At 69.4% G+C, this 14,261-nt stretch carries 11 protein-coding genes; 10 read left to right on the plus strand and 1 reads right to left on the minus strand.

The window, feature by feature from the left end; translation table 11 throughout:
* Positions 1 to 189 precede the first annotated feature (189 nt).
* Positions 190 to 414, plus strand: a complete 225-nt coding sequence (locus tag EHF44_RS20780; protein ID WP_124685606.1) for a hypothetical protein — start codon at positions 190 to 192, stop codon at positions 412 to 414.
* 170 nt (positions 415 to 584) lie between these two features.
* Positions 585 to 2,066 (plus strand): PQQ-dependent sugar dehydrogenase, encoded by a 1,482-nt coding sequence (locus tag EHF44_RS20785; RefSeq protein WP_124685607.1) that lies wholly within the window; start codon positions 585 to 587, stop codon positions 2,064 to 2,066.
* Positions 2,067 to 2,088: 22 nt separating this feature from the next.
* Here EHF44_RS20785 and EHF44_RS20790 read toward each other — a convergent pair whose 3' ends face one another.
* Positions 2,089 to 2,979: a LysR family transcriptional regulator gene (locus tag EHF44_RS20790; RefSeq protein WP_124685608.1), complete on the minus strand. Its 891-nt coding sequence runs from the start codon at positions 2,977 to 2,979 to the stop codon at positions 2,089 to 2,091.
* A 105-nt stretch (positions 2,980 to 3,084) separates the two neighbouring features.
* Here EHF44_RS20790 and EHF44_RS20795 point away from each other — a divergent pair, with 105 nt between their 5' ends.
* The 8 genes from EHF44_RS20795 to EHF44_RS20830 all read left to right on the plus strand — a co-directional run bounded on the left by EHF44_RS20795 (position 3,085) and on the right by EHF44_RS20830 (position 14,243).
* A complete protein-coding gene (locus EHF44_RS20795) occupies positions 3,085 to 4,638 on the plus strand; it encodes an AMP-binding protein (protein WP_124685609.1) in 1,554 nt (517 codons plus the stop codon).
* A gap of 9 nt (positions 4,639 to 4,647) precedes the next feature.
* On the plus strand, positions 4,648 to 5,820 hold the full coding sequence (locus tag EHF44_RS20800; protein ID WP_124685610.1) for an acyl-CoA dehydrogenase family protein: 1,173 nt from the start codon (positions 4,648 to 4,650) through the stop codon (positions 5,818 to 5,820).
* A gap of 58 nt (positions 5,821 to 5,878) precedes the next feature.
* Positions 5,879 to 6,868 (plus strand): tripartite tricarboxylate transporter substrate-binding protein, encoded by a 990-nt coding sequence (locus EHF44_RS20805; RefSeq protein WP_124685611.1) that lies wholly within the window; start codon positions 5,879 to 5,881, stop codon positions 6,866 to 6,868.
* 166 nt (positions 6,869 to 7,034) lie between these two features.
* Positions 7,035 to 7,934 (plus strand): helix-turn-helix domain-containing protein, encoded by a 900-nt coding sequence (locus EHF44_RS20810; protein ID WP_253700296.1) that lies wholly within the window; start codon positions 7,035 to 7,037, stop codon positions 7,932 to 7,934.
* Between the two features lie 98 nt (positions 7,935 to 8,032).
* Entirely contained in the window at positions 8,033 to 9,007 is a 975-nt protein-coding gene (locus EHF44_RS20815; RefSeq protein WP_124685612.1) for a Bug family tripartite tricarboxylate transporter substrate binding protein, read from the plus strand.
* Positions 9,008 to 9,044: 37 nt separating this feature from the next.
* A complete protein-coding gene (locus EHF44_RS20820; protein WP_124685613.1) occupies positions 9,045 to 9,362 on the plus strand; it encodes an NIPSNAP family protein in 318 nt (105 codons plus the stop codon).
* 317 nt (positions 9,363 to 9,679) lie between these two features.
* Complete coding sequence (locus EHF44_RS20825) at positions 9,680 to 11,896, plus strand: DUF6351 family protein (protein ID WP_124685614.1); 2,217 nt, start codon at positions 9,680 to 9,682, stop codon at positions 11,894 to 11,896.
* A gap of 175 nt (positions 11,897 to 12,071) precedes the next feature.
* Positions 12,072 to 14,243, plus strand: a complete 2,172-nt coding sequence (locus EHF44_RS20830; RefSeq protein WP_124685615.1) for an alpha/beta hydrolase domain-containing protein — start codon at positions 12,072 to 12,074, stop codon at positions 14,241 to 14,243.
* Positions 14,244 to 14,261: the final 18 nt, after the last annotated feature.

The following is a 14,261-nucleotide window of genomic DNA, read 5'->3' on the forward strand; positions in this document are numbered from 1 at the left end:
GCTCAGGGCCATCGCCATGGTCCCTGCTCGAAATCGGCCGCAATATGCGCCAACGCACATAACACCCGCATTGCCAGCATTGCCGAACACGTCACGCGCCGCCCGCGCGCCACGTACGATCCTTGCTTGCCCGGTGGTCTTTCCCGTGGCGCACCATCGCGGCGCCGCACGCACCAGACGGAGGTCCCCATGAAGAACCCGTGGCTGAAGAAGAACCCGATGCTGAGCCTGTGGCTCAGCGGCGCCAACGCCGTGGCGGGCGCCGCACGTGGCCGGGCAACCAGCGAGGCCCGGCGGCAGACGGCGCTGGCCAGCACGGCGTTCACCAACGCCGCCATCGACGCCTGGACGGCGGCCCTGACGCCGCCAAAGCCACGCAAGAAGCGCAAGGCGTCGCGGCGCGCCAAGCGCTAGCCGCGCTGGCAGGTTCCTTGCTGTGTCGCGTCAGCACGACGGCGGCAACGCGCGCATCGCCATCGTGCAGCGGCCCGGCTCCCACGTTCCCGATGCGGTTTCAGCAGGAACGTGTAGGCACTGCTACCCGGCATTACAAGCGTGCGGACAGCAGGTTCCAGGAGCCAGCCATGACCAGCAGTTTTCGGTGGGTCGCCAGCGTTCTGCTCGGCGGATGCATATGCGTACTGGCCGCCTGCGGCGGCGACGGGTCGGGCAGCGGCACCACGGCCGACGCCGGGGCGGGCTCGGGATCGGCGCCCGGCTCGGGCACGGCCGCCGGCCCGGTCACGCTGTCGCTGGCTGTCGCCGGCCTGCCCGCCGGCACCGACGCCAACGTGTCGGTTGCAGGTCCGGGCAACTTCCAGCAAACCGTGACGCGCTCGGCCACGCTGCCGAACCTGGCGGCCGGCACCTACACCATCACGGCCGGCAACGTCCTCAACGGCACCTCGCTCTACAACGCCGCGCAGGCCACGCAGTCGGTCACGGTCGATGCCGGCAATCTCTCGCCGACCGTCACCGTGGCCTATAACGCGCCCGAGACGATGCGGCTGAGCCTGGCTGCGGTGGCGGGTGGGCTGGACGCGCCGATCTACCTGACCGCGCCGGCCAATGACCCGCGGCTGTTCGTGGTCGAGCGGCCCGGCCGCATCCGCGTGATCCGCAATGGGGCGCTGCTTGGCACGCCGTTCCTGGACATCTCGTCGCTGACCACCACCGACGGCGAGCGCGGCCTGCTGTCGATGGCGTTCGACCCGGACTTCGCCACCAACGGGCGCTTCTTCGTCTACTACACCGATACCGGCGGCGCCATCACCGTGGCCCGCTACCGGGTGACCACGCCGGGCGCCGACGTGGCCGACGCCAATGGCACGGTGCTGCTGTCGATCCCCCACCCAGGGCAGTCGAACCACAACGGCGGCCAGCTTGCGTTCGGGCCGGACGGCATGCTCTACCTGGGCACCGGCGACGGCGGGGGCGCCAACGACCCGCCCGGCAACGCGCAGAACAACGGCTCGCTGCTGGGCAAGATGCTGCGCATCGACGTGCGCGGCAACGGCTACGCGGTGCCGCCGGACAACCCGTTCGCCAGCGGCGGCGGCGGCCGGGGCGAAGTCTGGGCGCGCGGCCTGCGCAACCCGTGGCGCTTCTCGTTCGACAGCGCCGGGCTTGTCTACATTGCCGACGTGGGCCAGGACGCGCGCGAGGAGGTCAACATCGTCCCCGCCTCGGCCCCGGGCCTGAACTACGGCTGGGTGCGGCTGGAAGGCACCGTCTGCGTCAACGGCACCAACTGCGACACCACCGGGCTCACGCCGCCCGCATTCGAGTACAGCCACGACGACGGCAGCTGCGCGATCCTGGGGGGCTTTGTCTACGCCGGCAGCGCCGTGCCGGAGCTCAAGGGCCGCTACTTCTACACCGACCTCTGCAAGGGCGCGCTGAAGAGCTTTGCCTACCGCGGCGGCACGGTCAGCGAGTCGATCGACTGGTCGCTGCCGCTGCCGGGCACGGTGTACTCGTTTGGCAAGGACGCCGCCGGCGAGCTGTACGTGCTGGCCGAGACCAGCGCGGGCGGCCAGGTGCTGCGCCTGCAACGCGCGCCGTGAGCGCCGCCATGCGCGCCATCGCTCAGGCCACGCGCGCGGCCAGCAGGTCGATCATCCGCTGCGCCAGCGGCGACAGGTAGGCGCCCGCGCGCGACATCACGCCGACGCGCCGGCCCAGGTCCAGCGCGTCGGCGCGCAGCGCGATGGGCCGCAGGCTGGCGCGCTCGCTGTTGCCGGTAGCGCCGGCGATGCACAGCAGTTCGGTGCCGCGCACCAGATCGAACAGCGTGGCGCTGCCGAAATCCGTTTCCACGCGCAGGATCGGCGCGGGCAGCCCCAGGTCGGCGAATGCCACTTCGAGCTGCTGGCGCACCAGCACGTGGGCGCTGGGCAGCAGCCAGTGCTGGTCGACCAGATCGGCCAGCCCGAGGTTGCGCCGCCGGTGCAGCGGATGGTCCTCGTCGGCCACCACGGCCAGCCGGTCGGTGAACAGCTCCTGCGACGCCAGGCCCGGATTGGGCTGGCGCGGCAGCGGCGCCACGGCCAGGTCCAGGTCGCCGGCCTGCACCAGATCCATCAGCTCGCGCGCCACGCGCATCGTCAGCCGCAGCCGCGCCACGGGCCGCTCGCGGATCAGTTGCCGGCAGGCGCCCAGCACCAGCCCGGCCGGCATCGACGGCGAATAGCCCAGCCGCAGCAGCCCTTGCTCGCCGGTCTGGATGCCACGCATCTCCTTGATCGCGTCCTCGTATTCCAGCCGGATCCGCCGCGCGCGCTCCAGGAACACGGCGCCGGCCTGCGTGACGCGCATGCCCAGCGTGGTCCGCTCGAACAGCGGCACGCCCAGTTGTGCCTCCACGCGCTGGATGGCCTTGGTGACGGCCGGCTGCGTCATGCCCAGCGCCTCCGCCGCGCGCCCGATGCCGCCATGGGTGCCCACCGCCAGCACGTACTCCAGATCCCGCGTCTCCATCGTCCATTCCCGTTGGTTATGACTTGATTCCCGACGCAGCATTGTAGTCATGTCCGGCATGGCCGAGACTGGTCGCACACAAGATCAGAAATGCAAGGAGACACGATGACGTTCGCCTATTTCCTGCGGCGCGCGGCGCGCTACTGGGGCGACAACCCAGCCGTGCTGTACCGCGACCGGGTGCTGACGTTCCGCCAGCTCGACGATCGCTCCACGCGGCTGGCCAACGCGCTGCTGGCGCTGGGCCTGCGCAAGGGCGACCGCGTGGCGATCCAGTCACGCAACTGCCCGGAAGTGGTCGAGATCGAATGTGCGCTGTACAAGGCCGGGCTGGTCAAGGCGGCGCTGAACCCGCGCTTCACGGCCGCCGAGGCGTCCGACGTGGCCGAGAACTGCAGCCCGCGCGTGCTGATCGCCGGCCCCGGCTACACGGGCTATTCCCGCGCCACGCCCGGCTTTGGCAGCGTCGAGCATTTCTTTGCCATCGCGGGCGCCACCGACGGCTACGGCGCCTACGAGAACCTGATCGCCCACGGCGCCACCACCGCCATCGACTACGTGCCGCAGCCCGACGACCTCGCCGTGCTGCACTTCTCGTCCGGCTCCACGGGCAAGATCAAGGCCGCGATGCAGAGCTACGGCAACCGGCTGGCGTCGATGCGCAAGCTGATCCTGACGATGGACCGCCCGGCCCGCCCCGGCGACCGCCTGGCGCTGATCGGCCCGATCACGCATGCGTCCGGCATGCTGATGCAGCCCTACCTCTTCCTGGGCGCCACGCTGGTGCTGTTCGAGAAATTCGACACCGCGCAGTTCCTGGCCGACGTGCCGCGCCTGCAGCTCACGCACGTGTTCATGGTGCCGGCGATGATCAACATGCTGCTGGCCGAGCCCACGCTGGCCACGGCGGACCTGCGCAGCCTCAAGACGCTGGCCTACGGCGCCGCGCCAATGGCACCGGCCCGCATCCGCGAGGCATGGGAGCGCATCGGCCCGATCCTGTCGCAGGGGTACGGGGCCAGCGAATCGACGTCGGGCGTCACGCGGCTGTCCACCGCCGACCACGCCAAGGCACTGGCCGACCACCCCGAGCGGCTGGCGTCGTGCGGGCGCGCGATGAGCGAGACCGAGGTACGTGTGGTGGACGAACGCGGCCAGGAGGTCAGCGGCGACGCGATCGGCGAACTGGTGATCCGTGGCGCCGATGTGTTCCAGGGCTACTGGGGCGAGCCCGATCTGACGCGCGAGGTGCTGGTCGACGGCTGGCTGCACACCGGCGACCTGGCGCGCGTGGACGCCGAGGGCTACATCTACCTGGTGGACCGCAAGAAGGACATGATCATCTCGGGCGGCTTCAACGTGTACCCGACCGAGGTGGAGGCCACGCTGTACCAGCACCCGGACGTGATGGAAGCGTGCGTGATCAGCGTGCCGGACGACACCTGGGGCGAATCCGTGAAGGCCGTGGTGGCGCTGTGGCCGGGCCGGCAGGCCAGCGCGGCCGAGCTGATCGGCCATTGCCGCGCGCGCATTGCCGACTACAAGTCGCCGCGCTCGGTCGACTTCGTGGCCGAGCTGCCCAAGAACGCCAGCGGCAAGCTGGCCCGCAAGCTCGTGCGCGAGCAATACTGGGTGGGCGCCGCCCGCCGCGTCAACTGAGGGGCCGCCATGTTCGACCATCTGACCAACCCGGTGCTGATCGAGACGCGCGCCGCCGTGCGCCGCTACATCGACGAGGAACTGCGCCCGCTCGAACGCGAGCTGGGCCTGGGCACCGAGGACCCCTGGCCGCGCGACGTGCTGCGCGGCGTCTGGCGCCGTTCCAGCGAACTGGGCCTGTACGCGGCCTGCCTGCCCGTGGAACTGGGCGGCCGCGGGCTCAATATCGCCGAGCAATGCGCGCTGAAGGCCGACCTGGCCGCCAGCGGCGCGGCGCTGGCATCGCATGTGCTGGGCGACCTGGGCGGCCCGCCGCGCGTGGGCAACATGCTCAAGTACGCCACGCCGGACCAGCTTGCGCGCTACTTCGAGCCGGTGATCCGGGGCCGCAAGTCCACCTGCTTCGCGCTGACCGAGCCGCATTCGGGCTCCGACGCGCAGAGCATCCGCACCAGCGCCGTGGCCGATGGCGACGACCTGCTCATCAACGGCACCAAGCACTACATCAGCGGCGCCCCGTTCGCGGACTTTGCCATCGTGATGTGCGTGACGGACCCCGCCACCACGCCGCCGGCCATCACCGCCGTGCTGGTGGACCTGGACCTGCCGGGCGTGACGGTCAGCACCGAGTACGTGCCGATGTCGGGCCAGCACATCGACGCCGACATCCACTTCGACAACGTGCGCGTGCCGCGCGCCAACATCTTCGGCGGCGAGGGCCAGGGCTTCCGGCTGGGCATGTCGCGCATCAACGTGAACCGGCTGCTGCACTGCCCGTCGATGCTTGGGCTGGCCACGCACGCCTACGCGGCGTCGGTGGCGTATGCCGGGCAGCGCCGCCAGTTCGGCGGGCCGATCGCGCGCTTCCAGGCCATCCAGCATATGCTGGCCGACATGGCCGCCGCGCTGTGGGCCTGCGAGAGCATGATCGCGCAGACCGCGCTGCTGGCCGATGCCGGCGCGGACCTGCGCATGAAGGCGGCCGCGTGCAAGCTGTTCGTGTCAGAGCGCTGCTTCGAAGTGGCGGACAAGGCTGTGCAGATCCACGGCAACCTTGGCGTGACGCGCGGGCACCCGGTGGAGCAGATCTGGCGCAAGCTGCGCATGTTCCGCATTTTCACGGGCACCAGCGAGATCCAGCGCAATACCATCGCCAAGGCCATCCTCGACCCGGCAGCCTGAATGCCGACCCACGGCGACGCGGCTGCAGACCGCGCGCCGGCCAGAACAGGAGACAAGCATGAACCGTCGTCAGTGGCTTGCCACGGCGGGCGCCGCCGCACTGGGCGGCATGGCCTGCCGCACCGGCCTGGCTGCCGCCCCCGCCTACCCCTCGCGGCCGATCCGCCTGATCGTGCCGTTCATTGCCGGCACCGCGCCCGATGCGTCCGCGCGCAGCCTGGCGGCCGAACTCGGGCCGCTGCTGGGCCAGTCGGTGGTCGTCGAGAACATCGGCGGCGCCGGCGGCATCATCGGCGCCCGGGCGCTCAAGCGCGCCGAGCCGGACGGCTACACGCTGGGCGTGCTGGCCAACCAGCACGTCATCAACGTGCACCTGTACCGCGATCCGCCGTACGACGCGACGCGGGACTTCACGCCCATCACCACGGTGTCCGGCGGCCCGGTGGTACTGGCCGTGCCGGCCACGTCGCCGTACCGGACCGCGCGCGAGCTGGTGGACGCGATGAAGCGCCAGCCCGGCGCGCTGAACTACGGCTCGGGCGGCAAGGGTTCGGTGGCGCACCTGGCCGTGGAAAGCCTGCTGCACCAGACGCGCACCGAGGCCGTGCACATCCCGTACAAGGGGGCCAGCGAGATCGTCACGGCGATGGTCAGCGGCCAGACCCAGTTCGGCATGCCCGTGCTGTCGACGGCCGCGCCGTTCCTGCGCAACGGGCAGATCCGGCCGCTAGCCGTGTCGTCGGCGGCGCGCTCGGTCTACTTCCCGGACGTGCCGACGCTGGCCGAGGCGCTGCCACCGGGCTTCGTGCTCGACAACTGGAGCGGCGTCTTTGCGCCGGCCGGCCTGCCGCCGGCGCTCACCAGGCGGCTGTTCGACGCCATCGCCACGCTGCAGGCCAGCGGCAAGCTCGACGCATCGACCAAGGCCAACTCGGGCGAGCTGCGCAAGAGCGCGTCGCCGGCCCAGTTCGCGCAGATGGTGGCGGCCGAGAACGCGCGGTACGGCAAGCTGATTGCCGAGATCGGCATGCGCGGCGAGGCGGGCTGAGCGGCGCGGCCGGGATCAGAACGACCCGACCAGCGTGCCCAGCACGATGACGGCCACCAGCGCCAGCAGCGGGCCGACGGCGCCGCGCAAGCGCAGGCTGCGCTTTCACGCCGGCTGGGATACGATGTCGACCGATCCCGCAGCCGCCCTCGCAAGGAACCGCCGCTTGTCAGAAGTCCTCCGCCCCGCTCCCGCCGACGCGTTTCCCACGTTCGAGACGTCCGATTTCGCGGTGGAAGGGACGTTCTACTTCGATATCGTCCGGCTCGAAGACCGCGACGACATTCCGCGCGGCTTCCTGCATCGGCACAACTACTACCACCTGCTGTGGATGACCCGCGCCAGCGGCACTCACATGCTCGACTTTGCGCATTTCGACGTGCGCGACCATTCGGTGTTCTTCCTCTCGCCGGGGCAGGTGCATGCGTGGACGTCCACGGTCAAGCCCTACGGCTATGTGCTGAACTTCAGCACCGACTTCTTTGCCCGGATGTTCCCGCGCGCCGACGACGCGGCCAGGTTTCCGTTCTACCAGCCCACGCGCGGCCACAGCGCGCTCTACCTGACATCCGGCCAGCACGACGCCATGCTGCCGCTGCTGGCCGAGATGGAGCGCGAGGCACGCGACCGGCAAGCCGGCTTTGCCGACGTGGTGCAGGCGTGCCTGCTGGTGCTGCTGACGCGGCTGCGCCGGCTGTGCCCCGAGGGCGAGCAGGCCGGCGAGGCGGGCCCGCGCCAGGCGCTGGCGCGGCGCTTCACGATGCTGGTGGAAACCCACTACCTGCGCTTTGGCGCGGTGGGCCAGTACGCCGAGGCGCTCTGCGTGAGCGAGCGGCAGCTCAACGACGCGGTGAAGCAGACCATCGGCCGCACGGCCAATCAGGTGATTCAGGAGCGGGTGGTGCTGGAGGCCAAGCGGTGGCTGTCGAACACCGAGACCGGCATCGCCGAGATCGCTTTCCGGCTCAATATCGAGGATCCGGCCTACTTCGCGCGCTTTTTCAAAAAGCAGACCGGCCTGACGCCGGGCGACTTCCGGCGCAAGCACTGCCGCCCGCTCACCTGAGCGGCGCGAAAAAGTGCAATACAACGTCTGAACTGTCCTAACGCCGCTGGCGCGGGCCTGCCTAAAGTGTCCCGACAAGAAAACCAGAGGAGACAACGATGTTCAGCGCAGCCGCCCGGCTGCGGCGCCTTGTCGTGGCCGCCGCACTTGCCTTCACCACCTTCCATGCCATGGCCGAGTATCCCGACCGTCCGCTGCGCGTGATCGTGCCGTTCGCCCCGGGCGGCGCCACGGACGTGATTGCCCGCACGGTGGCCCAGGCCATGTCGGCCCGGCTCGGCCAGTCGGTCGTGGTCGAGAACAAGGCCGGCGCCAACGGCAATATCGGCGCCGTCACCGCCGCACGCTCGGACCCCGACGGCTACACGCTGCTGATGGCCACGTCGAGCCATGCCATCAACGCGTCGCTGTACCAGAAGCTCAACTACAGCCTGACGCGCGATTTCGTCGCGCTGTCGAACCTGGCGTCGGTGCCGCTGCTGCTGGTGGTCAATCCATCGGTGCCGGCCAAGTCGGCCAGCGAGCTGGCGACCTATGCCAAGGCCAATCCGGGCAAGGTCAACTACGGCTCGGGCGGCACGGGCACCGCATCGCACCTGGCCGGCGAGCAGTTCAGCACGCTGACCGGCGCAAAGATGCAGCACGTGGCCTACAAGGGCGGCTCGCAGGCGCTGAACGACCTGATGGGCGGCCAGGTGCAGGCCATGTTCGCCAACCTGCCCGAAGTGCTGGCGCAGGTGCAGAGCGGCAAGCTGCGCGCGCTGGCCGTGACCGGCACCCGGCGCCACGCCGCGCTGCCCGACGTGCCCGCGTTTGGCGAGACGGCCTACCCGTCGATGACCATGCGGTCGTGGTTCGGCCTGTTCGTGCCGGCCGGCACGCCGCCCGCCGTCGTGGAAAAGCTGTCGCACACCATCGTCCAGAGCGTGGCCGATGCGGCCGTCAAGGAACGCCTGAAGGGCCTGGGCGCCGATCCCGTGGGCGACGAGCAGCCCGCGTTCCAGAAGTACGTGAACCAGGAAGTGGCGCGCTGGGCCGTCCTGGTCAAGCAGTCCGGCGCCAGCGTCGACTGATCCAACCCTCCGCCATTCGAGACCGAAAGGAAACCTCATGCTGTACGACGTCCGCACCTACACCTGCCGCCCGGGCACCATCAAGAAGCATCTGGCGCTCTACGCCGAGCACGGCTTCGACACGCAGAGCCGCCACCTGGGCAAGCCGCTGGCCTACATGCAGACGGAGACCGGCGACGTGAACAGCTACATGCACATCTGGGTCTACGAGAACGCGGCCGACCGCGAGGCCCGCCGTCAGGCGCTGCAGAAGGACCCGGCCTGGTCCGACTACCTCAAGCGCAGCGCCGACGCGGGCTACCTGATCCGCCAGGAGAACCGGCTGATGACGCCGGTAGCGTTCTTCCAGCCGTAAAGCAGTGAGCGGCCACGCGGCCGCCAGATGGACTGAGGGAAGCAGGGCGCGCGCCTTGCTTCCCTTTTTTATTTTTGGCCTCGCACCCGCAGCGCTGTGCGGCCCGAAGCGGCGTCAGGCATCCACCCGTCTCCATCGCCAGCCATTTTGTAATCGCGATATGGCGCGCTGTTCAGCGCGGGCAATTTCTACCGTTACGCCGTTGCAACCGTTTTCGTTCAGGGTCCGGGAGCCTTGGACAATGCAGAACGGCGGCCTAAGCTCGCCTCAGGCGCCCATGTTGACGGGAGCCTCAAGACAACGATTGGAGACTCCCCATGAAATCGCTGAAGAGATGGCTCGGCGTCACGCTCGCCGGGCTGATGGCCCTTGGCCTTGCCGCGTGCGGCGGAGGCGGTGACGACGACCCCGGCATCGCGCCAACGGTCCAGTTGCTTTCGTCGCAACCCGAATACGTCACCGGCGGCACCGCGCTGATCGACATCGGCGTGCCCACGTCGGTCAACAACGACCGTCCGCTCAGGGTGCTGCTGAACGGCAACGACGTCACCGCGCAGTTCCGGCCCAGCCCCACCGACCCGTCGCACCGCCAGGCCGTGCTGAGCGGGCTGGCCAACGGTGCCAATGCCGTGGTGGCCAGCGTCGGCAAGGCATCGAACACGCTGACGATGACCAACTATCCGATCACCGGCCCGGTGATCTCCGGCCCGTGGCAGACGCCGTTCGTATGCCAGACCAGTTCGTTCCAGCTGCCCGACGGCAGCACGCTCGGCGCCCCGCTGGACGAAAACTGCAGCGTCGCCACGCGCGTGAATTACCTGTACATGCCCACGCAGGGCGGCGCGCTGAAGGTGATGAGCGATACGTCGGCACGCCCGGCGGACGTGGCCACGGTCACCACGCTAGGCGGCGCGCAGGTGCCGTTCATCGTGCGCGTGGAAACGGGCACCGTCGACCGCGGCATCTACCAGAACGCCGTGATCCACGACCCGACCAGCGAACCGGCGCCCACGCCCACGTCGCCGCCCAAGGCATGGAACCGGCGGATGATCGCGATCGAGGGCTTTGGCTGCCCCGGCGGCTGGTACATCCAGGGCAGCGCGCAGGGCAACATCCAGTCGGCCGGCTTTGACTTCAGCCTGCTCAACACGCAGCGGCTGGCCGAAGGCTATGCGATGTTCGCCAACACGCTGCAGCATGCGTCGAACAACTGCAATGCAGTGCTGGCCAGCGAGGCCGCGATGATGTCGAAGGAGGCTACCATCGAACGCTTTGGCGTGCCGCTTTTTACCGTGAGCGCGGGCTGCTCGGGCGGCTCGTACGGCAGCGCCCAGCCGGCCGACCGCATTCCCGGCCTGTTCGATGGCGTGCTGATCTCGTGCACGTTCCCCGACCCGCTGTCGATTGCATTCTCGGGGTCCGACGGCCACCTCATCACGCACTACATCACGCTCAATCCATCGGCGCTGACCGACACGCAGATCGCGGCCGTGACCGGGTACAAGAGCCGCAAGGCGTTCGAGGATGCCGCCAACCAGGCCCAGCGGACCGACCCCGTGCCGGGACGCGTGGACTACGCGGGCTACAACTCGGGCGTGTTCAACGCGGCGGTGCCGGCATCGCTGCGGTATCACCCGGTGAACAACCCCACCGGGGTCCGGCCGACGGTCTATGACGCCGCGCGGAACATCTACGGCGTGGACAAGGCCACCGGCTTCGCGCTGCGGCCGTTCGACAACGTCGGCGTGCAGTACGGCCTGGCCGCGCTGAACAGCGGCGCGATCACGACCACGCAGTTCCTGGACCTCAACGAGAAGGTGGGCGGCTACGACCAGGATGCCAACTACGTGCCGAACCGCGTGGCCGGCGACCCCGGCGCCATCCTGCGCGCGTACCAGAGCGGCCTGCAGCTCGGCACCAATGGCGGGCTGGCCAGCATCCCCGTGTTCGACGTCACCGGCATCTACAACGAGGACACCGCCTACCACTACCAGTGGTTCCACTTTGCGCTGCGCGAGCGGATGGTGCGGGCCAACGGCGACAGCAACAACCACGTCATGTGGCGCGGCAACCCGGTGCCCGCCGACACGGCCTGGAACACGTTCATCACCTGGGTGGCCGCGTACAAGGCCGACGTCACGACCACGGCGCAGAAGGACAAGGTGGTGACGTACAAGCCTGCCAACGCGGTGGACGGCTGCTGGAGCAACACGACGACGTTCACGCAGGAGGTGCAGACGCTGAGCCAGATCGCCAACACCACGTGCAACGGCCTGTTCCCGTCGTGGACGGCGCCGCGCATCGTGGCGGGCGGCCCGGTGGCGGCCGACGTCATCAAGTGCGCGCTCAAGCCGATTGCCGCCACCGACTACGCGGTGATGTTCACGGGCGCCGAAATGACGCGGCTGCAGGCCATCTTCCCGAACGGTGTCTGCGACTGGTCGCGCCCCGGCATCAACCAGTCTGGCGTGGTGCCGAACGGATCGTTCGGGCCGTCGCCGGTGAACCTGGTGTTCGACATCACGAAGTCATAGCCGCCGCAAAAGCTGGCGCATGCAGGCCGGGCACCCGCCCGGCCTTTTTTCTGGGCAGCCGATAAATCGATCCAAACAATCAATTTATCAGCACAATGCCCAGCACCTATAGTCGAGGCGCCCTCCGTCGCATGAACGGACGGCTTCGACAGATAAAAGACTGAGGAGACACCCGATGGATGGACGTGCACAGGGCCGGCACGCGGCGGCGCTCGCGCTGGCGGCAATGCTGGCGGTGGCGGGCTGCGGCGGCAGCGACGACGACAATGGCGGCGGCAACACCGGTGGCACCGGCGGGGGCACGGGCGGCACGCCGCAGGTGCGCACCCCGGCGCAGACGCTGACGATCACGGGCCGGCAGGACTTTGCCGGCACCTACGGCGACGTGGGCCAGTACGAGCAGGTGACCGGCACGCTGCGCGGCGAGGTGGACCCGAAGGACCCGAAGAACGCGATCATCCAGGACCTGGCGCTGGCGCCGGTCAATGCCAACGGCATGGTCGAGTACACCGCCGACTTCACGATGCTCAAGCCCAAGGACATGAGCAAGGCCAGCGGCGTGCTGCGCTACGACGCGCCGAACCGCGGCAACATCCTGACGATGCCCAACCCGGCCGCGACGCCCAGCGACGCCGTGTACTTCGAACGCGGCTACGTGATGCTCTACTCGGCGTGGCAGGGCGATGTGCCGAAGTCCAGCCCGGCCCGCCTGACTGTGTCGGTGCCGGTGGCCAAGAACGCCGACGGCACGTCGATCACGGGCACCTATCGCACCGAACTGGTCCCCAGCACGGCCACGCCCGCGATGTCGCTGCCGGGCGGCGTGTTCAACGGCACGATGATCCCGTACGCGCCGGCCAGCCTGGATAACACCCAGCCCGGTTATTCGCTGACGCGCCGCCAGAACGAGACCGACGCGCGCGTGGCCATCCCGGCCGCCGACTGGAAGTTTGCCAAGTGCGACGCCAGCGCGCCATTCCCCGGCACGGCCGATCCGGCCAGCATCTGCCTGCGCGGCGGCTTTGACCCGCAGTACCTCTACGAACTCGTCTACGTGGCCAAGGACCCGAAGGTGATGGGCGTGGGCCTGGCCGCGCTGCGCGACACGGTGACGTTCTTCCGCGCCAAGGCCGCCGACAGCGCCGGCACGCCGAATCCGCTGGCCGGCCGCATCCGCTACACCATCGGCCAGGGCACGTCGCAGTCGGGCAATGCGATGAAGACGTTCCTGCACCTGGGCTTCAACCAGGCGCTGGACGGGTCGAAGGTGTTCGATGGCATGTACGCCCACGTGGCCGCGCGCCAGACCAACATCAACACGCGCTTTGCGGTGCCGGGCGGCGGCGGCGGGCTGCGCACCGACCACACCGCATTCGGGCAGACCGCGCCGCGCGGGCTAGACAAGGACTATGTGGACGACGTGGCCGGCAAGGCCGGCGGCGTGATGACCCGCTGCGCGGCCACCAGCACGTGCCCGAAGTTCTTCCTGGGCCTGTCCGGCACCGAGTTCTGGCAGTTGCAGGGCTCGCCGGTGCTGACCGACGCCAACGGCTTCGCCGACCTCAAGCAACCGGACAACGCGCGCATCTACTACTACACCGGCACGCAGCACGGCGGCGCCGGCGGCACGGCCAGCATCAACTACGCGCCCACGCGCAACGTCTATCCGGCCGGTACCGTGATCCACTTCAACGACACGTTCCGCGCGCTGTTCCTGGACCTGGAGGACTGGGTGGTCAAGGGCACCGCGCCGCCGCCGAGCCAGGTGCCGACGCTGGCCGACGGCACGCTGGTGCGGCCGGCCAGCCTGGTCTTCCCGGCGATGAAGGGGCTGTCCTGGCCCGTGGGCGGTGTCTCGACGCCGATCCCGGACTTCCAGTACCTGGCGCGCTACAACGGCTACGCGCTGCTCGATTTCGGGCCGCAGTACCGGCGCGAGGACGAGTCGGGCATCGCGACCATCCTGCCGCCCGCGAACCTGAACCGCGACTACGCGATCCTGGTGCCGCAGGTGGACGCCACCACGGGCATTCCGCGCGCCGGCATCCGCTCGGTGGAGGCACGGGCGCCGCTCGGCACCAGCATCGAGTTCAACTACGTCGCCACGCCGGGCATCGTGGACCTGTCGAACCTGACCGGCGCGTTCATCCCGTTCCACAAGACCGAGGCGGCCCGCATTGCCGCCGGCGACGGACGCCCCTCGCTGGAATCGCTCTACACCAACCAGGCCGGCTACGTGGCGGCGGTGACCGCCGCGGCCAACGACCTCGTCGCGCAGCGGATGCTGCTGCAACGCGACGCCGACGCCATCGTGGCGCGGGCCGTGGCAAACCCGGTGCTGCCGTGATCGGGTGAAAGGGGGGCC

This window comes from Cupriavidus pauculus (assembly GCF_003854935.1).
Lineage (GTDB): Bacteria > Pseudomonadota > Gammaproteobacteria > Burkholderiales > Burkholderiaceae > Cupriavidus > Cupriavidus pauculus_C.